The sequence below is a fragment of the Curtobacterium sp. PhB115 genome, from assembly GCF_003752025.1.
GTDB lineage: Bacteria > Actinomycetota > Actinomycetes > Actinomycetales > Microbacteriaceae > Curtobacterium.
Genome location: NZ_RJKR01000006.1, coordinates 185,374 through 204,226, shown reverse-complemented (window position 1 = coordinate 204,226; position 18,853 = coordinate 185,374). Strand labels below are relative to the sequence as shown.

14 protein-coding genes are annotated in these 18,853 nt (G+C 70.5%); 12 read left to right on the top strand and 2 right to left on the bottom strand.

Features of this window, described 5'->3' with window-relative positions:
- Window positions 1-103: 103 nt before the first annotated feature.
- The 4 genes from EDF19_RS06455 to EDF19_RS06440 all read left to right on the top strand — a co-directional run bounded on the left by EDF19_RS06455 (window position 104) and on the right by EDF19_RS06440 (window position 5,061).
- Window positions 104-1,912, top strand: a complete 1,809-nt coding sequence (locus EDF19_RS06455) for an ABC transporter ATP-binding protein (RefSeq protein ID WP_123680120.1) — start codon at window positions 104-106, stop codon at window positions 1,910-1,912.
- Entirely contained in the window at window positions 1,909-3,813 is a 1,905-nt protein-coding gene (locus tag EDF19_RS06450; protein ID WP_260216987.1) for an ABC transporter ATP-binding protein, read from the top strand. Before EDF19_RS06455 ends, EDF19_RS06450 begins: the two co-directional genes overlap by 4 nt.
- A gap of 38 nt (window positions 3,814-3,851) precedes the next feature.
- Complete coding sequence (locus tag EDF19_RS06445) at window positions 3,852-4,277, top strand: DUF805 domain-containing protein (protein ID WP_123680119.1); 426 nt, start codon at window positions 3,852-3,854, stop codon at window positions 4,275-4,277.
- A gap of 61 nt (window positions 4,278-4,338) precedes the next feature.
- On the top strand, window positions 4,339-5,061 hold the full coding sequence (locus EDF19_RS06440) for a TerD family protein (protein ID WP_123680118.1): 723 nt from the start codon (window positions 4,339-4,341) through the stop codon (window positions 5,059-5,061).
- Here the strand turns inward: EDF19_RS06440 and EDF19_RS06435 are convergent.
- Complete coding sequence (locus EDF19_RS06435; RefSeq protein ID WP_260216986.1) at window positions 5,052-5,465, bottom strand: MGMT family protein; 414 nt, start codon at window positions 5,463-5,465, stop codon at window positions 5,052-5,054. The genes EDF19_RS06440 and EDF19_RS06435 overlap by 10 nt on opposite strands.
- Entirely contained in the window at window positions 5,465-5,920 is a 456-nt protein-coding gene (locus EDF19_RS06430; protein WP_123680117.1) for a GNAT family N-acetyltransferase, read from the bottom strand. The genes EDF19_RS06435 and EDF19_RS06430 overlap by 1 nt, the downstream gene beginning before the upstream one ends.
- Before the next feature lie 85 nt (window positions 5,921-6,005).
- On the opposite strand from EDF19_RS06430, the gene EDF19_RS06425 reads away from it, so the two are divergent.
- The 8 genes from EDF19_RS06425 (at window position 6,006) to EDF19_RS06385 (ending at window position 18,804) form a co-directional block, all read left to right on the top strand.
- Window positions 6,006-7,289 (top strand): ROK family transcriptional regulator, encoded by a 1,284-nt coding sequence (locus EDF19_RS06425; protein ID WP_123680116.1) that lies wholly within the window; start codon window positions 6,006-6,008, stop codon window positions 7,287-7,289.
- A 207-nt stretch (window positions 7,290-7,496) separates the two neighbouring features.
- Entirely contained in the window at window positions 7,497-8,558 is a 1,062-nt protein-coding gene (locus tag EDF19_RS06420; protein WP_123680115.1) for a hypothetical protein, read from the top strand.
- Window positions 8,559-8,670: 112 nt separating this feature from the next.
- On the top strand, window positions 8,671-11,073 hold the full coding sequence (locus EDF19_RS06415; RefSeq protein WP_123680114.1) for a lamin tail domain-containing protein: 2,403 nt from the start codon (window positions 8,671-8,673) through the stop codon (window positions 11,071-11,073).
- Between the two features lie 225 nt (window positions 11,074-11,298).
- Window positions 11,299-12,141, top strand: coding sequence for a PhzF family phenazine biosynthesis protein (locus EDF19_RS06405; RefSeq protein WP_123680112.1), 843 nt, complete (start codon window positions 11,299-11,301; stop codon window positions 12,139-12,141).
- A gap of 147 nt (window positions 12,142-12,288) precedes the next feature.
- Window positions 12,289-13,644, top strand: coding sequence for an extracellular solute-binding protein (locus EDF19_RS06400; protein ID WP_123680111.1), 1,356 nt, complete (start codon window positions 12,289-12,291; stop codon window positions 13,642-13,644).
- A 108-nt stretch (window positions 13,645-13,752) separates the two neighbouring features.
- On the top strand, window positions 13,753-14,703 hold the full coding sequence (locus EDF19_RS06395) for a carbohydrate ABC transporter permease (RefSeq protein ID WP_123680110.1): 951 nt from the start codon (window positions 13,753-13,755) through the stop codon (window positions 14,701-14,703).
- Window positions 14,704-14,771: 68 nt separating this feature from the next.
- On the top strand, window positions 14,772-15,602 hold the full coding sequence (locus EDF19_RS06390; protein ID WP_185022762.1) for a carbohydrate ABC transporter permease: 831 nt from the start codon (window positions 14,772-14,774) through the stop codon (window positions 15,600-15,602).
- A 37-nt stretch (window positions 15,603-15,639) separates the two neighbouring features.
- Window positions 15,640-18,804 carry a glycoside hydrolase family 38 C-terminal domain-containing protein gene (locus tag EDF19_RS06385; protein ID WP_123680109.1) on the top strand — a complete coding sequence of 1,055 codons (3,165 nt, stop codon included), beginning with the start codon at window positions 15,640-15,642 and terminating at the stop codon, window positions 18,802-18,804.
- Window positions 18,805-18,853: the final 49 nt, after the last annotated feature.

Below are 18,853 nucleotides of genomic sequence, written 5' to 3'. Positions count from 1 at the left end.
AGGTCGAGGCCGCGCACGCAACGCAAGCAAGCGGCACGCCGCGAGCGAGCGACGCACGCGCGACGCGACCCGGGGACCCGGCAGACGCATGAGGACGCAACGCATGTCCAAGTCGCCCACCACGGCGCGCCCGTCCACCTTCCGCGCGATCGCGCGGATCTACCCCTACGTGAAGCCCTACCAGGGCCGCCTCATCGCCGGCATGGCCGCGGCGTTGGGTGCCTCCTTGGTGGCGCTCGCCATCCCCTACGTGCTGCAGTGGCTCGTCGACGGTCCGCTGTCGTCGCGCGACTCCGCCCAGATCTGGCCAGCCGGCCTCGCCGTGCTCGCACTCGGTGTGCTGGAGTCGGTGTTCATCGCCTCCCGTCGCCGGATGGTGATGCGGCCCTCGACGCGCATCGAGACGAGCATGCGGAACGCGCTCTACGCGAAGTTGCAGGACCTGCCCGTCGCCTTCCACGACCGGTGGGAGTCCGGGCAGCTGCTGTCCCGTTCCGTCTCGGACCTGTCGCTGATCCGCCGCTGGCTGGCGTTCGGTGTCGTGCTGCTCGTCGTGAACATCGTGACGATCGTCGTCGGCTTCGTCGTGCTGTTCACCTTCGGGTGGCTGCTCGGCCTGATCTTCCTGGTCGCGTCCATCCCGCTCTGGATCAACGGGCTGCTGTTCGAACGCCGGTACTCCGTCGTCGCGCGCCGCAGCCAGGACCAGGTCGGTGACCTCGCGACGAGCGTCGAGCAGTCGGTCCACGGCATCCGCGTGCTCAAGGCGTTCGGGCGCGGCGGCGCGAAGCTCGAAGAGTTCAGCGAGCAGGCCGAAGCGCTCCGCGGCACCGAGATCAAGAAGGCGAAGGCCATCGCGAGCATCTGGCTGTGGCTGCTGCTCGTGCCGGACGTCGCGTTCGCGCTCTGCCTGCTCGCCGGCATCTGGCTGGCGTCGCAGGGGGAGCTCAGCGTCGGGCAGCTCTTCGGGTTCTTCGCGACGGCGACGGTGCTCCGGTTCCCGATCGAGTCGATCGGCTTCTTCCTCTCGATGACGTTCGACACCCGCACCGCGGTGGACCGTTTCTTCGAGGTGATGGACTCCGAGAACACCATCACGGACCCGGAGGACCCGAAGACGATCGCCGAGCCGCACGGAGCGCTCTCCTTCAACGCCGTGCACTTCCGGTACCAGGACTCCGCGCCGCAGTACCCGGACCTCGTCAACGGCGTCGAGCTGCGGCTCGAGCCGGGCGAGACGATGGCGCTCGTCGGGCTCACCGGCTCCGGCAAGACGACGCTCCTGTCGCTCGTGCCGCGTCTGTACGACGTGACCGGCGGATCGGTGACGATCGACGGCGTCGACATCCGCGACCTCACGCGCGAGGAACTGCGGCGCCACGTCGGCGTCGCGTTCGAGGACGCCACCCTGTTCTCGACGACGGTGCGGCAGAACGTGCTGCTCGGTCGTCCGGACGTCGAGGGTGACGAGGCCGAGGCGCTGATGCGCGAGGCCCTCGACATCGCGCAGGCGTCCTTCGTGGACGACCTGCCGGAGGGCGTCGACACCCGCGTCGGCGAAGAGGGCCTCTCGCTCTCGGGTGGCCAGCGACAGCGGCTGGCGCTCGCCCGCGCGATCGCGGCGCGGCCGTCGGTGCTGGTGCTCGACGACCCCCTGTCGGCGCTCGACGTCGACACCGAGGCACGGGTCGAGGCGGGGCTCCGCCGCGTCCTCGCCGAGACCACGTCGCTCATCGTGGCGCACCGTCCGTCGACGGTGACGCTCGCGGACCGGGTGGCGCTGATGGAGAACGGCGTCATCTCCGCCGTCGGGACGCACCACGACCTGATGGCCACCAACGAGCACTACCGGTACGTCATCTCGTCGCTCGACGACGACGATGCGACTTCCCGACAGGAGGCGATGGCATGAGCCAGCAGACGGACCAGAACCTGCCGGGAGGCACGGCACCGGTCACGGACGACGCTGCGGACACGCAGTCTGCCGCACCCGTCACCGCGTCGATCACCACCCTGGGCGTGCGCGGCGAGGAGCGCGAGGACTTCACCAAGGCGGAGAGCAAGCGCCTGCGGCGCCGCTCCCTCGCCCTGCTCGGCTCCCTCGCCGCACCGCTGAAGCTGCGCCTCGTGCTGCTCGGGATCGTCGTGGTCGTCTCCACGGCCGGCACCGTCGCGGGTCCGGCGCTCATCGCGTGGGGCATCGACAACGCCCTGCCCCGGGTGCTCGACCAGAACGACTGGGTCCCGGCCTTCGCGGTCGTCTCGACGTACATCGTCGTGGCGGTCGTCGGTGCGGTGCTCACCGCCTGGTACACCGTGCTCGCGGCGCGGATCAGCCAGGCGATCCTGTTCGACCTGCGCAAGCGGGTGTTCCTGCACACGCAGCGGCTGTCGCTCGAGTTCCACGAGACCTACACGTCCGGCCGGATCATCTCCCGCCAGACGAGTGACCTCGACTCGATCCGCGAGCTGCTCGACTCCGGGCTCAACCAGCTCATCCAGGGCGTGCTGTACATGGTGTTCACCGCCGTGGCCCTGGTGCTGCTCGACCCGACCTCGGGTCTGGTGCTCGCGGTGTCGCTCATCCCGCTCTGGTTCCTGATCCGTTGGTTCCAGACGAACTCGCAGACGCTGTTCCGCTCCACCCGTGTCACGTCGGCCCGTGTGATCGTGCACTTCGTCGAGACGATGACGGGCATCCGCGCGGTGCAGGCGTTCCGCAAGGAGTCCCGCAACCGTGACGAGTACGGCGCGTACGTCGAGGACTACCGGGTGGCGAACACGAAGGTGTTCAACCTGTTCGGGACCTTCGACCCCGTGCTCGTGCTCATCGGGAACGTCACCCTCGCGGCGGTCGTCATCGTCGGCGGGTTCCGGATCGTCGGTGACTCGCTCGAGGTCGGGGTGCTCCTGGCGGTCGCGCTGTACGCCAAGCGCTTCTTCGACCCCGCGCAGGAACTCGCGATGTTCTACAACGGGTACCAGTCGGCGTCGGCGGCGATGGAGAAGATCTCCGGCGTCCTCGAGGAACGCCCGAGCGTGCCGGACCCGGCGAAGCCGACCCGGCTGGCGGACGCCACCGGTCGGATGGACTTCGACGGGGTCGAGTTCGCGTACAACGCGGGCAAGGTCGTGCTGCCGGAGTTCGACCTGCACATCCCGTCGGGGCAGACCATCGCCCTGGTCGGGTCCACCGGTGCCGGCAAGTCGACGCTCGCCAAGCTGATGGCGCGCTTCTACGACCCGACGAAGGGCGCGGTGACGCTCGACGGCGTGGACCTCCGCGACCTGGACACCCGGGACATGCGGCGCGCGATCGTCATGGTCACACAAGAGGCGTACCTGTTCTCCGGCACGGTCGCGGACAACATCGCGCTCGGCAAGCCGGGGGCCTCGCAGGACGAGATCGAGGCATCGGCGCGGGCGGTCGGCGCGCACGAGTTCATCATGGCGCTGCCCGACGGGTACGACACCGACGTGAACAAGCGCGGCGGTCGTGTCTCGGCGGGTCAGCGACAGCTGCTCTCGTTCGCCCGGGCGTTCATCGCGGACCCGAAGGTGCTCATCCTCGACGAGGCGACGGCATCGCTCGACATCCCCTCGGAGCGGCTCGTGCAGGAGGGTCTGGAGACCTTGCTCGCGGACCGCACCGCGGTGATCATCGCGCACCGGCTCTCCACCGTCGCGATCGCCCACCGGGTGCTCGTGATGGAGCACGGGAAGATCGTCGAGGACGGCGCTCCCGCCGACCTCATCGGCGGGACCGGGCGGTTTGCCCAGCTCCACGCGGCCTGGCGCGACTCGCTCGTGTAGGACGCGGCCGGGCTGCACGCACGTGGTTGGCTTGACCCATGAGCAACGACAGCGTGCAGCCCGGCGGCGTCGCCCTCGGCGACCCCTTCTACGGCGCACCCTTCCCCGAGGCGGTCCGGCGGTTCTGGCGGAAGTACACGGTGTTCACCGGCCGGGCCTCGCGGGCCGAGTTCTGGTGGTGGTGGCTGACGTCGCTCGCGATCGGACTCGTGTTGCAGCTCGTCCCGCAGGTGTTCACGCCGGACAGCGCGTTGTTCGAGAACCCCGTCGGCTCGTACCTGTTCATGCTGTGGGTGCTCGCGACGCTCATCGGGTCGCTCGCCCTCGGGGCCCGACGCCTGCACGACGCGAACCTGTCCGGCTTCTGGCAGTTCCTGCACGTGCTGCCGGGCATCGGGTCGCTCGCGCTGTTCGTCGTGTTCCTCCTGCCGACGAACCCGAAGGGCGTGCGCTTCGACCGCTGACGGGGGTGTCGGGCAGGATGGACCCGACAGGCACCGCACGACACGATCTGGGGGACGCACGATGTTCGGGTTCGGCAAGAAGAACGCCACGACGACGGAGACCGCGCCGGGGACCGCGGCAGGAGCAGCGTCGGCAGCCGCTCCGGCACCGGCCGCAGCAACACCGGCGGCGCCGGCCTCGGACCTCGGTCTGGCGAAGGGGCGGATCAGCCTCGAGAAGCGCCAGGTCATCAGCCTGACCAAGACGCCGACGATCACGGTGACGATCTCGTGGCCCAACAGCACCGACTACGACGTCTACGCGCTCGTGCAGTACCGCGACGGCCACGTCGAGACCGTCTCGCAGTTCGGCACGAAGGACGACCGCCACTTCACGGCGTCCACTGCCGACGGTGCCGTCGTGCACCGTGGCGACGAACGGCGCGGTGCCCGTGGCAAGACCACCCTGGCGGACGAGGTCGTCTCGATCACCCTCAACCCGGAGATCCTCCGCATCGTGCCGGTCGTCTACTCCGCGCAGTCGAACGGCACCGGGTCCTTCCGGCGGTACCAGGTGGGCATGACGATCGACAACGGCGCCGGCGACGTCGTCGAGATCGCCGCACGTGACGCCGACAAGAACGACAAGGTCTACACGTGCGTGCCCGGCGTCATCACCAACGGCGACCAGGTCCGGATCGAGAAGCTCGAGTCCTACTCGGCCCCCGGCTCCGAGAAGCGCCCGACGATCACCACCGACGGGGCCGTCGTGATGGACTCCGGCGCGGTGAACGCCTACAAGTAGTCACTCGGGCCCGGCCTGCTGCAGAACGGGTCGCGCGGGAACCCCGGATCGTCGCGGTCCGTCGGGTCGTCCGCGCCCGTGGGCGGCGACCAGCGCGCCCGACGCATGTCGAGCCTCCAGGCCGTCGTCCCCGCCACGATCGGCGTGCCCTCTGCGCGGTAGTGCTGGAGCGCACGGGCCTCGTGGTGGAGCGGCGGGTGCCCGCCGGCGCGCACGACGCGCCACCACGGCAGGTCGGCGCCCTCGTGGGCCATGACCTTGCCGACTGCTCGGGACGCACGCGAGCCGAGCGCTGCTGCGACGTCGCCGTAGGTCATGACGTGGCCGGGTGGGATCGACCGCACCACGTCGGCGACCGCTGCCCCGAAGTCGTCGGGAGCGGACGCCGGAGTGGCCGGCGCCACTAGAGCGTCAGGACCGCGAAGTGGTCGCCGTACTGGGTCTCACGGACGACCTCGAAACCGACGGCACGGAAGAACGCCTCGGGGCTGTCCTCGCCGCCGGGCTCGTAGACGACCGTCAGGCGCTCGAGGCCACGGCTCCGGGCCTCGTCCGCCAGGCCGTGCACCGCGAACCGGCCGACTCCGCGACCCTGCGCGCTGCCGGCCACGTTGACGCGCCAGATGCAGCTGCGGAGTTCTTCCTGCGCGTTGTCGGCGTCGAACGAACCGATGATCAGGCCCAGGACCTCGTCGTCGTCGAGCACCACACGGGTCCACGCGGAGCTCGGCTTGACGTCGGACTCGGCGACCCCGTAGGTCGTCGGCTGCACGAACTGTTCCTGCCCTGGCTTGAGCGTCAGGGAGTTCGCCGCGGCAGCGGTCTTCGCGGAGAGTTCTTCGAGACGCAGGTCGGACATGCGGCCAGGGTAGTGGTGCGACCCGTGTGGGGGCCAGAGACCACGGGAGACCGATACCGCACCGTTGCCGCGGTATGGTCGCGGCATGGCAGAGCATCGGCGTGGGGCGAACCTGCCGTCGATCGGTGGGTTCAACCGCACCGTCGTGCTCGACGCCGTCCGTCGGTCGCCGGACGGTCTGAGCCGCGTCGAGCTCGCCGCCCGCACCGGCCTCAGCGCGCAGACCGTCTCGAACGTCACCCGGTTCCTGATCGAGGCCGGCATGATCGTCGAGTCCGGCACCGTCGTCTCCGGTCGCGGGAAGCCCCGGACGATCCTGCGGCTCGAGCCGGGCAGCCGCTACGCGGTCGGCGTCCACGTCGACCCGGCCGTCGTCACCTACGTCCTGCTCGACCTGACCGGGACCGTGATCGCGTCCTCCACCACCTCGACCCCGACCGCCGACGACCCCTCGGAGGTCGTGCGCACCATCGCCTCGGCCGTCGACGGGCTCATCGCCGACGCCGGAGTGGACGTCGACGCCGTGCTCGGGGTCGGGATCGCGAGCCCCGGACCCATCGACGTCGACGCCGGCATCGTCGTGGACCCACCGTTCCTGCCCCGGTGGTGGGACGTCCCGCTCCGCGACGCGCTCGCCGACGCCACCGGCTACCCGGTGCTGCTCGAGAAGGACGTGACGGCGGCCGCGGTCGGCGAGATGTTCCTGGCGGGGGAGTCCTCGGCGCGGAACTTCGCCTTCGTGTACTTCGGCACCGGGTTCGGTGTCGGGCTCGTCATCGACCACGAACCCGTCCGCGGGGTCGGGTCGAACGCCGGTGACGCCGGGCACATCATGGTCGACCAGGGTGCGCTCGCGGGCACGCCGGACGGCTCCGGGACCCGGGGTGAGGTCGGCGCGGCGGTGGCTCCGGAGCGGCTGGTGCAGATCGCCCGGTCCCGAGGGGTGCCACTCGCCGGCGGTGGGGCAGGTGCCGGTGCCGAGTCCGTCGCTGGCTCCGGTGGTGTGTCCGTCGACGCGGTCGACCGCGCGTGGGACGAGCTCTCCGCCGCGATCGCCGCGGGTGACGAGGCCGCTGCGGGCCTGGCCGCGGACGCCGGCGCCGTGATGGGGAACGCCGTCGTGCTCATCGTGAACCTGCTCGACATCGACCGCGTGGTGTTCGGAGGCCCGTTCTGGTCCCGCATCGCGAGTGCCGCGCTGCCCGCTGCCCGCGAGTCCATCATCGGGTCGCCGTTGCTCGTGCCGAAGCACCCGGTCGAGGTCGTCGAGAGTGACCGCGGCGCCGACGTGGCGGCGGTCGGGGCGGCGTGCCTCGTGCTCGACGCGGCACTGTCCCCGCGGGCGAGTGCCCTGCTGATCCGGCGCTGATCCGCTGGCCGCTGGCCGCTGGCCGCTGATCCGCTGGCCGCTGGCCGCGGGCTGCTGCCGCCTGCGCCGTGCTGCTCGGTGCGGGTCGGTGCTGCTGCTCGGTGCTGGTCGGTGCTGCTGCTCGGTGCCGGTCGGTGCTGCCGCTCGGTCCCGCTACGCTGCGGAGCAATGCATCCGCCGAGGTGGGCGGGGAACGGCGGGGGACACATGACGGACACCGGGACGAACGGCGCGATCGACCCACGGTGGGCGAGGGTGCGCCCCCTCGTCTTCCGGACGATCATCGGAGCGGTCGTCGCGGCCGGGCTCGTCGGGATCGCCGCCGTGCTGCTCGGCGACTTCGGCAGGGTCGCGGTGCAGCTGCTCCTGACGATCGTCGTGGTGGTCGTCTTCGCGCTGCTGTCCTGGTACGACGCCGACGTCTCGTCCCGGCGATCGGGCACGTTCGCGTTCGCGAGCGTCGCCACGTCGATGTACCTGCTCGTTGCTGGGCTGTACAAGGTGTGGCTCGTCCCGGCGGATCCGTCCGGTGGAGACGGCATCTGGCTCGTCGGCGAGCGGTTCTGGCACTGGATCTGGCTCGTCGGCGTCGCCCGGGTGGCGCTCCTGCACGTGCACCTGCTGCTCGTCATCCACCGCCGGTACCCGACGCCCGCCCTGCAGGTCGTCGCCAAGGCCACCGTCGGGGTGATCGCCCTGCTCGCGCTGCTGCTGTCGATCCCGCTGCTCGCGCCGGACGTCGACTACGCCCGGGGGTACTGGCGCCTCGTGTGGGTGGTGGTCATCCTCGACCTGCTCGGGACGGTCGTCGTGCCGCTCAGCAACGCGCTCTTCCGGCCGCGGGGCATCCCGTCGGCGCCCGGCGGGTGGGAGGTCCCCGGCGGCGCCCCCTTCGGAGCCGGGGTCGGTGGGCCCGTCTCCGGACCGCCGTCGGCGCCGGGCACCGCGTGGCCGGGCACGGCAGCGCAGGGCACGGCCTGGCAGGGCACGGCAGCGCAGGGCGCGGCCTGGCAGGGCACCCCGATGCCGGGCGCACCAGCACCTGCTGCGCCCGCCGCTCCGTCCGTGCCCGCTGCGCCCGCCACCGGGGCTGCCGAGGCCGCTCCGTCGTCGCCGAGCCCGGCCGCGGTCACCGGCTCGGACGGCCACCGCTACGAGGCACGTCCGACGCCGTCCCGCGCGCTCGCCTGGCCGCGGTACGTCGACGGCACCCCGCTGCCCGCGCTGCCCGACGGGTCGCCGGACTTCTCCGAGGTCGCGCGCGCCTGAGCCAGACGAGCCGCGCGACACCTGTCGTTCACCTTCGAGTCATCCCCCGGACGCCCGGGTCCTGAACAGTCGTGCAGGTCCACCCCCCCTGCACACCCGAGAAGGACTCTGCATGCGCACTCCTGCCCTGCGACCCGCACCGTTGCGGCTCGGCGCCGCGATCGCGACGGCACTCGTCGTGGCCGCCGGCGTCACGACCGCCAGCCCGGCCTTCGCGGCCGTCGGTGACGACGACCCGACCATCGGTGCCGCCGCCGCGAACGGCCTCGTCGTGAACGAGGTCGAGTCCAACGGTGACGACACCGACTGGGTCGAGCTGAAGAACACGTCCGCCGCGTCGATCGACCTCAGCGGGTACTCGTTCCTCGACGACGACAGCACCCACGACGCGTACGTCCTGCCGTCCGGCTCGACCATCGCGGCCGGCGGCTACTTCGTGATCGACCAGCTCTCGGCCACGGCGTCGGGCTTCGACTTCGGACTGGGTGGCGCCGACACCGCCCGCGTGTACGACCCCGCCGGTGACCTGGTGCTCCGGTACTCGTGGACGAGCCACGCGGTCGTCACGTACGGCCGCTGTGCCGACGGAACCGGTGCGCTCGTGGAGACCACGGCATCCACGAAGGGCGCGGCGAACGACTGCTCTTCGCCGGTCCGCATCAACGAGGTCGAGTCGCAGGACGGCACCCCGGGCGACTGGGTGGAGCTGACCAACGTCGGCAGCACCACGGTCGACCTGGGTGGGTACGTCCTCAAGGACAGCGAGGACGACCACGCGTACACGATCCCCGACGGCACGACCGTTGCGGCCGGGGGCTTCACCGTCCTCGACGAGGCGGACTTCGGCTTCGGGCTCGGCAAGGCCGACTCCGCCCGGGTCTTCGATCCGCGGGGTGCGCTGGTCGACTCGTACTCGTGGTCGGCTCACGCTGCCTCGACCTACGGCCGCAACCCGGACGGCACCGGCGACTTCGCCGACACCGCCGAGCCGACCAAGGGTGCCGCGAACCGGTTCGCCGGGGTCGTCACCGCCGAGGCGTGGCCTGGTGGCCCCGACGAGACCGTGCTCGACGACGAGGACACCTTCTCCGGTGACCTGAGCGGCATCGACTGGACCACCTCCAGCACGTCCGAGGACGGCCAGCTGTGGGCCGTGCAGAACGGCGACGGCCTGCTCTACCACCTGACCTCGGACGGCCAGGGCGGCTGGGCGCCGTCGAACACCGCGGGAACGGACCTGCGGTACGCGGACGGTACGGGGACTCCGGACGCCGAGGGTGTCACCGTGACCAGCGACGACCCCGACGCCGTGTACGTGTCGACCGAGCGGGACAACGACGCGTCGAGCACGAGCCGACCCGCGGTCCTGCGCTTCGCCACGTCCGACGGCGCAGAGTCGACGCTCCGGGCCACCGACGAGTGGAACCTCGCCGCGGACTTCCCGGGTCTCGGTGCCAACGCCGGCCTCGAGGGGGTCACCTGGATCCCGGACTCGTGGCTCACCGAGCACGGCTTCGCGGACGAGCACACCGGCGCGGCCTACGCCCCGTCGACCTACGCCGGCCACGGCGACGGACTCTTCTTCGTCGGCGTCGAGGGCACCGCGAGCGTGTACGCCTACGCCCTGATGGCGGACGGATCGTTCCAGCGCGTGGCGACCATCGGCTCGCCGTTCGCCGTGGTCGCCGACGTGCAGTTCGACCCGACCCTCGATGCCCTCTGGGTGGCCTGCGACGACGCCTGCGCCGGCCGCACCGCACTGTACGAGCTGACCGACGGTGTGTTCACCGCCGCGAAGGTCTTCGAGGCACCGTCGAACGCGGACCGCACGCTCGCGAACGAGGGCTTCGCCGTCTCCGGCGTCTGCACCGACGGGGAGCTCGCGACCTTCTACGCGGACGACAACGACACGGACGGCTTCTCGCTCCGCACGGGGACGTACCCCTGCGAGGGCGGCGGCACGGAACCGGGCACCGACCCGACGGAGCCCACCGATCCCACCGACCCGACCGACCCGACCCCGACACCGACGCCGACGCCCGCGCCGAGCCCTGGTGCCGGTGTGACCCCGTCGCCGACCACGCCGGTCGCCCCGTCGGCCCCGTCCGAGACCGGTCTGACCGATGCGAACCGTGGGAACGTCTCGGCGCCGTCGTCGGCCCGTGCGGGAGAGACGATCACGGTGACGGTGGGCACGCAGTACACGGGTGACGTCGTGAAGGTCTGGCTGTACTCGACCCCGACGCTGCTCGGCACCGTGACGGTCGCCGCGGACGGCACGGTGCGCGTCACGATCCCGGCCGATGCTCCGGCTGGCGAGCACCGCATCGTGGTGACCGCCGCGGACGGCACGGTGCTGGGCTGGACCCCGATCACGATCACCGCGTCGGGTGAACTCGCGTTCACGGGCGCGGAGGGCCTCGGTGCCGGCGCGCTGGTCGCGTTCCTGCTGCTCGCGGCGGGTGCCGGCGTCCTGATCGTCCGCCGCCGTCGCACCGAGGCCGCCGCGGAGTAGTCCCCACGCCCCACGGGGGCACTTCGTGAGCAGGAATGGTCGGGTTCGCACAGCGGACCCGACCATTCCTGCTCACCATCCGAACCGCGAAGCGCGAACCGCGAACCGCGAACCGCGAACCGCGAACCGCGAACCGCGAACCGCGAAGCGCGAGCCGCCCCCGCCGGGCCACCCGAGGACGATCGGCCCGCGCGGCCCTCGCTGCTTCCGCAGTAGCGTCGAACCGTGAGCATCGACATCCTCCGGTACACCGCGTTCGCCTCCGAGCCCGGGGGCGGCAACCCCGCCGGGCTGGTCCTCGACGCAGCGGCACTCTCCGACGACGAGATGCTCGCGATCGCCAGCGAGGTCGGCTACCCCGAGACCGCCTTCGTCGTCGGCTCGACCGCGACGGGGCCGCACGTCCGCTACTTCTCGCCGAGCGCCGAGGTCCCGTTCTGCGGTCACGCCACGGTGGCGCTCGCCGTCGCACTGGCCGAACGCGACGGCCTCGGTCAGCGGGTCTTCACGACCGCTGCCGGCGAGGTCGCCCTCGACGCCACGACCGGTCCGGACGGGGCGGTGCAGGTCGCGATGACGAGTGTCGAGCCGGCCACACGAACCATCGACCCCGCGCGACGCGAGCGGCTGTTCGACCTGCTCGGCCTCCGGGCAGAGGACATCGCGCCCGGCTTCCCGGTACTCGAGTCCTTCGCCGGCAACTGGCACCCGGTGCTCGTGCTGCACGACCGCGAGCTGTTCCACCAGTTCCGCTTCGCTCCCGGCCCGCTCGCCGACCTCAAGCGCGAGGCCGGCTGGGCGGGGACGGTCACCGTGCTGCACCGCACGGGCGACCTGGAGTACGAGGCGCGGAACCTGTTCCCCGCCGGTCGCATCACCGAGGACCCGGCGACGGGTTCGGCGGCGGCGTCGACCGGCGCGTACCTGCGTGAGATCGGTGCGGTCGGACCGGGTGACCGCGTCGTCATCCGGCAGGGGCGCCACGTCGGCCGTCCGAGCCTGCTGCTCGTCGACGTCCCGGAGGCCGGCGGCATCACGGTGACGGGGAGCGCGACCCCGATCCAGTGAGCAGAAGATGTCGGGTCGAACGCGCGGACCCGACATCTTCTGCTCACCAAGTGGAAAAACTCCTTGACACGGTTAAGTCAATACGCTGGACTAATCCTGCGCGCGGGCGATGGAGCCCGCGGATGTCACCCGTGCAAAGGAGCACCGATGAAACGCACCCGCATCATCGCCGGACTCGCAGCCGTGGCCGTCGCCGCGGTCGGCCTGGCAGGCTGCTCGAGCTCGGGGTCCGCCTCGAGCGACACGATCAAGATCGCGTACCAGAAGTTCGGAGCCTTCCAGCAGCTCGACGCCCAGATGAAGGTCGTCAAGAAGGAGTACGAGAAGGACAACCCGGGCAAGAAGGTCACCCTCGTCCCGATCCAGGCCCAGGGCAACGACTACTACACGAAGCTCGCGCTGATGAACAAGGCGCCCGCGACCGCTCCCGACGTCATGTACGAGGACACCTTCCTCGTCAAGGCGGACGCCGAGGCGGGCTACCTCCTGCCGCTCGACAAGTACACGGCGAAGTGGAAGGAGTGGGACCAGTTCTTCGACAACGCCAAGCAGGCCGGGCAGGGTGACGACGGCAAGATCTACGGCGTCCCGATGGGCACCGACACCCGGGCGCTCTGGTACAACAAGGACATCTTCAAGTCGGTCGGCCTGCCGGTCCCGTGGAAGCCGAAGACGTGGGACGACGTGCTCGCGGCGGCGAAGACGATCAAGGACAAGAAGCCGGACGTCATCCCGTTCAACATCTACTCGGGCAAGGCGCAGGGCGAAGCGTCGACCATGCAGGGCTTCGAGATGCTCCTGTACGGCGCGGACGGCTCCGGCAACACGCTCTACAAGGACAAGAAGTGGGTCACCGGCTCGAAGCAGTTCGAGGACTCGCTGCAGTTCGTGAAGGACGTCTACCAGGGCGGCCTCGGCCCGACACCGCAGCAGGCGCTCGACACGAACGTCGGCACGACCATCGCGCAGACGTGGCTGCCCAAGGGCAAGCTCGCGATCGACCTCGACGGTTCGTGGCAGTCCGGCACCTGGCTGAAGTCCGGCACCGCGCCGTGGGCCGAGTGGAACGACGTGATGGGCCAGGCTCCGATGCCGACCCAGAACGGTCAGGACCCGGGCTACAACTCGATGTCCGGTGGGTGGACGCTCGCGGTCGGCAAGAACTCGAAGAACCCGCAGGCGGCGTTCGACTTCATCACCAGCTTCCTGAACAAGGACGGCTCGCTGAAGTACGACACCGAGAACAGCCAGATCGCCGTCCGCAAGGACGTCGCTGACGACCCCGCCTACACGGACGCCAACCCGACGTTCAAGTTCTTCTCCGGGCTGGTGGAGAACACCAACTTCCGCCCCGCGACGAGCGACTACTCGCAGGTGTCCAACGCGATCCAGGTCGCGATGGAAGCGGTGATGACCGGGCAGCAGACGCCGAAGCAGGCGGCTGCCGCGTACGACAAGGCCGTCACCCAGGTGGTCGGCAAGGAGAACACGGTCTCCGGCTGACGCGGCCGGACCACCTGACGGACTGGAGGCGCGGCGCAGTCCCGCACCGCGCCTCCCGTCCGTCCTTCCCCACCTTCGGAACCCCTCCGCACCCGGAAGGCACCCAACGTGTCCAGCACCCCCCTCGCGCCGACGCTGTCGGCGCCCGGTGCGCCGAAGCGCACCGATCCACCCGTGCCGCGCAAGCGGCGACCACTGCGGAACGTCGGACGAGCGGTCCCGCTCCTGCCCGCACTGGTCCTCCTCGTCATCTTCCTGCTCGGCCCGGTCATCTCGTCGTTCTACGGGTCGTTCACGAACTCCGCGCTCACCGGCGCCGGCGCCGCCGACCAGCAGTTCGTCGGCTTCCAGAACTACGTCGAGTTGTTCCAGGACCCGGACTTCCCGAAGTCCGTCATCCTGACGATCGTGTTCCTGCTCGCCTCTGCTGTGGTCGGGCAGAACGTGCTCGGGCTCGGCCTCGCGCTCCTGATGCGCTCCGCGCACAAGGCCGTCCGGTCGATCGTCGGCACCTTCGTCGTCGCCGCCTGGGTCCTGCCGGAGATCGTCGCCTCGTTCGCGGCGTACGCGTTCTTCAACGACGAGGGCACGCTCAACTCGTTCTTGAAGACCATCGGGATCAGCGGGCCGAACTGGCTCTACACGTTCCCGATGTTCGCGATCATCCTGGCGAACATCTGGCGAGGCACGGCCTTCTCGATGCTCGTCTACTCGGCCGCCGTGCAGGAGGTCCCCGAGGAGATCACCGAGTCGGCCGAGGTCGACGGCGCCACCGGCTGGCAGCGCCTGGTGTACATCACGCTCCCGGTCATCCGTCGGAGCATCTCGACGAACCTCATGCTGACGACGCTGCAGACGCTGTCGGTGTTCACGCTGATCTTCGTGATGACCGGCGGCGGTCCGGGCACGAACTCGTCGACCCTGCCGATCCTGGCGTACCAAGAGGCGTTCAAGTTCTCGCAGCTCGGCTTCGGGACCGCGATCGCGACCATCCTGCTCGTGGTGGGGGCGGTCTTCTCGATCATCTACATCCGAGCCCTCAAGCCGGAGGTGGACTGATGGCCATCACTGCCCCGTCCCTCGACCAGACGACCACCCGCTCGGTGACCGCTCCCGGTTCCCTGCACATGACGTCGCCGCGCGGCCGCACCATGCGGTGGGTGGCGAACATCGTGCTGCTCGTCATCGCGGTCTGCTTCGCGGTGCCGCTGCTGTGGCTCGTGCTCGCCTCGCTCGACACGCAGGCGTCCCTGTCGGTGAAGCTGCCGTCGCAGTTCACGCTCGACAACTTCGCGAAGGTTCTGACGCCCGAGTTGTCGTTCATCCCGCTCGCGAACAGCCTGCTGCTCTCCGGTGGCACCGCGGTCGTCACCGTGGTGTTCGCGCTCCTCGCCGCCTACCCGCTGTCCCGCTACAAGATGCGGGTCAACAAGCCGTTCCTGTACAGCATCCTGTTCGGGACCGGCCTGCCGATCACCGCGATGATGGTGCCCGTCTACGCGCTGTTCGTGTCGCTCAACCTGATCGACAACGTGTGGGGCTGCATCTTCTTCCTCGCCGCCACGTCGCTGCCGATGGCGATCTGGATGGCGAAGAACTTCATGGACTCGGTCCCGATCTCGCTGGAAGAAGCAGCGTGGACCGACGGAGCGTCGATGATGACCACCCTGACGCGCATCGTGATCCCGCTCATGCGTCCGGGCATCGCCGTCGTGTTCATCTTCGTGTTCATCCAGGCGTGGGGGAACTTCTTCGTCCCGTTCGTGCTGCTCCTCTCGCCCGACAAGGTGCCCGCCGCGGTGAGCATCTTCAACTTCTTCGGGCAGAACGGGGCGGTGGCGTACGGCCAGCTCGCCGCGTTCTCCATCGTGTACTCCGTGCCCGTCATCGCCCTCTACGTGATCGTGTCCCGAGGCCTCGGCGGCGGCAACGCCCTCGCCGGCGGCATCAAGGGCTGATCTGCTGGCTCCGGCCGGCTCTCTCGAAAGGAAGCACATGCACCAGGACGAACCGCTCGTCGAGGCCAGGGTCGCCCGCCTCGTCCGCGACCGCGTCGACCCCGCCGTCCACCGTCGTTCGGCGCCGGTGACGATCGAGGCGTGGGAGGTGCCGGACGAGCCGGTGCCGTTCGCGGACGCGGTGTCCCAGCAGTACGCGCCGTTCACCGTCGGCAGCGCCTGGGGTGGCCGGCCGTGGGGGACCACCTGGTTCCGGATCACCGGCACCGTGCCCGAGGACTTCGGCACCGCGCCGGGCACCACCGCGGAACTGCTCGTCGACCTCGGGTTCACGAAGCGCCACCCGGGGTTCCAGGCGGAGGGCCTCGCCTACCGCCCGGACGGCTCCACGATCAAGGGCATCGAGCCGCGGAACGACACCGTGCCGCTCGAGGTCGGCCCCGGGGAGTCCTTCGAGCTCTACGTCGAGGCCGGCGCGAACCCGGACATCGGCGGCGACTCGTTCCAGGGCGCGACGCCGCTCGGGTCCCGGTCGACCGCGGGGGAGAAGCCGATCTACCGCGTGCGCTCCCTCGAACTCGTCGAACGTGACGATACCGTGTGGGAACTGCAGCAGGACTTCTGGGTGCTGCGTGGCCTGATGGCGGAACTCCCCACCGACGGCACCCGCGGCGCGGACATCCTGCATGCGCTCGAGCTCGCCGCGGACGCGCTGGACCCCGACGACGTCGCCGGCACCGCAGCCGACGCCCGTGCGGTCCTCGCGCCGATCCTGGCCGTGCCCGCCAGCGCCGCGGCGCACCGTGCGATCGCGGTCGGCCACGCGCACATCGACTCCGCCTGGCTCTGGCCGGTGCGCGAGACGATCCGCAAGTGTGCCCGCACCTTCTCGAACGTGCTCGACCTGATGGACCGCGACCCCGACTTCACGTTCGCGTGCTCGTCCGCGCAGCAGTACGCCTGGATCCGCGACGGGTACCCGTCGATCTGGGCCCGGATCAAGGAGCGCGTCGCCGAGGGCCGGTGGATCCCGGTCGGCGGCATGTGGGTCGAGTCCGACACGAACCTGCCGGGTGGCGAGGCCCTCGCACGCCAGTTCGTCGCCGGCAAGCGGTTCTTCCTCGAGGAGTTCGGCATCGACACCCCGGAGGCCTGGCTGCCCGACTCGTTCGGCTACTCGGGTGCCCTGCCGCAGATCGTGCGCGCCGCGGGCTCGAAGTGGTTCGTCACGCAGAAGCCCTCGTGGAACGAGACGAACGTCATCCCGCACACGTCCTTCCACTGGGAGGGCATCGACGGTTCCCGCGTCCTGACGCACCTGCCGCCGGCGGACACCTACAACTCGGACGTCTCGGCGGCCGACCTGCACCGCGGCGAACGGAACAACAAGGAGCGCGGCGTCGCGAACACGTCGATGCTGCTCTACGGCTTCGGCGACGGCGGCGGTGGGCCCACGCGCGAGATGGTCGCGGCGGCTCGTCGGCAGCACGACCTGGACGGCTCGCCCCGCGTCGACCTCGGCACCCCCGCCCAGGTCTTCGAGGAACTCGAGCAGGCACTGCCGACCCCAGGGGTCTGGTCCGGCGAGATGTACCTCGAGTTCCACCGCGGCACGTACACGTCGCAGATCCGCACGAAGCAGGGCAACCGCCGCTCGGAGCACCTCCTGCGCGAGTCCGAACTCTGGGCGTCCACAGCGGCCGTTCGTCTCGGCCTGGACTACCCCTACGAGGAGCTCGAGCGCGCCTGGCACACCGTGCTGCTGCAGCAGTTCCACGACATCCTGCCGGGGTCCTCGATCGCCTGGGTCTACGAGAACGCCGAGGAGAACTACGCGAAGATCGCCGTGGTCCTCGAGGGGCTCATCGGCAACGCGACGACCGCGCTCGCGAACGGGGGCGCTGCGGCGCTCGCCGGGGTCGGGGCCTCGACGTCGACGGCCGCCGGCGGGAGCACCGGCAGCAGCCTGCTCGACACGCCGTCCGGCGCGGACGCCGTCGGCGGGAGCGGCTCGTCCGGGAACGTCGTGCGCTTCAACGCGTCGCCGGTCACGGCAGGAGGCGCAACCGCCCTGGGAGGTTCGCTCGGCGAGGAGACGCGAGCCGTGCCTCCCGTCCGCTCCGGTGACCACTTCGTCTTCGACACCGGCGTCGTCACCGCGACCATCGACGCAGCCGGACACGTCGTGTCGCTCGTCGACCGCGCCAGCGGACGCGACGCGATCGCGCCGGGTGCCGCCGCGGCCGAGTACACAGTGTTCCGGGACACCCCGAACCAGTGGGAGGCGTGGGACATCGACCGGGCGTACCAGCGGAACGGGACCGTGCCCGCCGCGACGTCCGTCTCGGTGTCCGGGGGCGCCGTCGTCGTGGAGCGATCGTTCGGCTCCTCGACGCTCACGACCCGGTTCTCCGCTGTGGTCGGGGAACCCGAGCTGACGATCGAGACCGAGGTCGACTGGCACGAGCACCAGAAGCTGCTCAAGCTCGCGTTCCCGCTGGACGTGCGTGCGGCATCGGCCTCGAGCGAGATCCAGTTCGGGCACATCGACCGACCGACCCACCAGAACACCTCGTGGGACCACGCCCGCTTCGAGACCTCGGCTCACCGGTGGGTGCACGTCGCGGAGCCCGGGTTCGGCGTCGCGGTGGCGAACGACTCCACGTACGGGCACGACATCACCCGGAACACACGAGCGGACGGCGGGACGACGACGCTCGTGCGGGAGTCGCTGCTGCGCGGACCGACGTTCCCGGACCCGAACGCCGACCAGGGGCACCACGTGTTCCGGACGGTGCTGCGGGTCGGTGCGTCGGTGCTCGACGCCGCGGACTCCGGCTACCGGCTGAACCTGCCGGTGCGGTCGGTGGCCGGCACGACCTCGGTCGACCCGTTGGTCGTCGTGTCGTCGCCGCAGGTCCTGGTGGAGGCCGTGAAGCTCGCCGAGGACCGGTCGGGCGACGTCGTCGTGCGGCTCTACGAGGGCTCCGGCGGCCGGGCGACCGACGTCGGCGTCGACTTCGGGTTCGACGTGGCCTCGGTCACGTCGGTCGACCTGCTCGAACGACCCGTGGGCGCGGCGTCGACTTCGGCGTCGGCGTCGGCGTCGGCGTCGTCCTCGGCGTCGTGGGACGCGGGTGAGCCGGTCGTGCTCACCCTGCGTCCGTTCGAGATCGTCACCCTGCGGGTGCGACGGGCCTGAGGCAGCGGGCCCGGGGAGACCGCGGCGTCGGACGGAGCACGGGTGCGCT

What these genes read in the sequence shown, in the direction of transcription:
- EDF19_RS06455 (WP_123680120.1), top strand. Translation starts at nt 104, where the DNA reads ATGTCCAAGTCGCCCACCACGGCGCGCCCGTCCACCTTCCGCGCGATC.
- EDF19_RS06450 (WP_260216987.1), top strand. Translation starts at nt 1,909, where the DNA reads ATGAGCCAGCAGACGGACCAGAACCTGCCGGGAGGCACGGCACCGGTC.
- EDF19_RS06445 (WP_123680119.1), top strand. Translation starts at nt 3,852, where the DNA reads ATGAGCAACGACAGCGTGCAGCCCGGCGGCGTCGCCCTCGGCGACCCC.
- EDF19_RS06440 (WP_123680118.1), top strand. Translation starts at nt 4,339, where the DNA reads ATGTTCGGGTTCGGCAAGAAGAACGCCACGACGACGGAGACCGCGCCG.
- EDF19_RS06430 (WP_123680117.1), bottom strand. Translation starts at nt 5,920, where the DNA reads ATGTCCGACCTGCGTCTCGAAGAACTCTCCGCGAAGACCGCTGCCGCG.
- EDF19_RS06425 (WP_123680116.1), top strand. Translation starts at nt 6,006, where the DNA reads ATGGCAGAGCATCGGCGTGGGGCGAACCTGCCGTCGATCGGTGGGTTC.
- EDF19_RS06420 (WP_123680115.1), top strand. Translation starts at nt 7,497, where the DNA reads ATGACGGACACCGGGACGAACGGCGCGATCGACCCACGGTGGGCGAGG.
- EDF19_RS06415 (WP_123680114.1), top strand. Translation starts at nt 8,671, where the DNA reads ATGCGCACTCCTGCCCTGCGACCCGCACCGTTGCGGCTCGGCGCCGCG.
- EDF19_RS06400 (WP_123680111.1), top strand. Translation starts at nt 12,289, where the DNA reads ATGAAACGCACCCGCATCATCGCCGGACTCGCAGCCGTGGCCGTCGCC.
- EDF19_RS06390 (WP_185022762.1), top strand. Translation starts at nt 14,772, where the DNA reads ATGACGTCGCCGCGCGGCCGCACCATGCGGTGGGTGGCGAACATCGTG.
- EDF19_RS06385 (WP_123680109.1), top strand. Translation starts at nt 15,640, where the DNA reads ATGCACCAGGACGAACCGCTCGTCGAGGCCAGGGTCGCCCGCCTCGTC.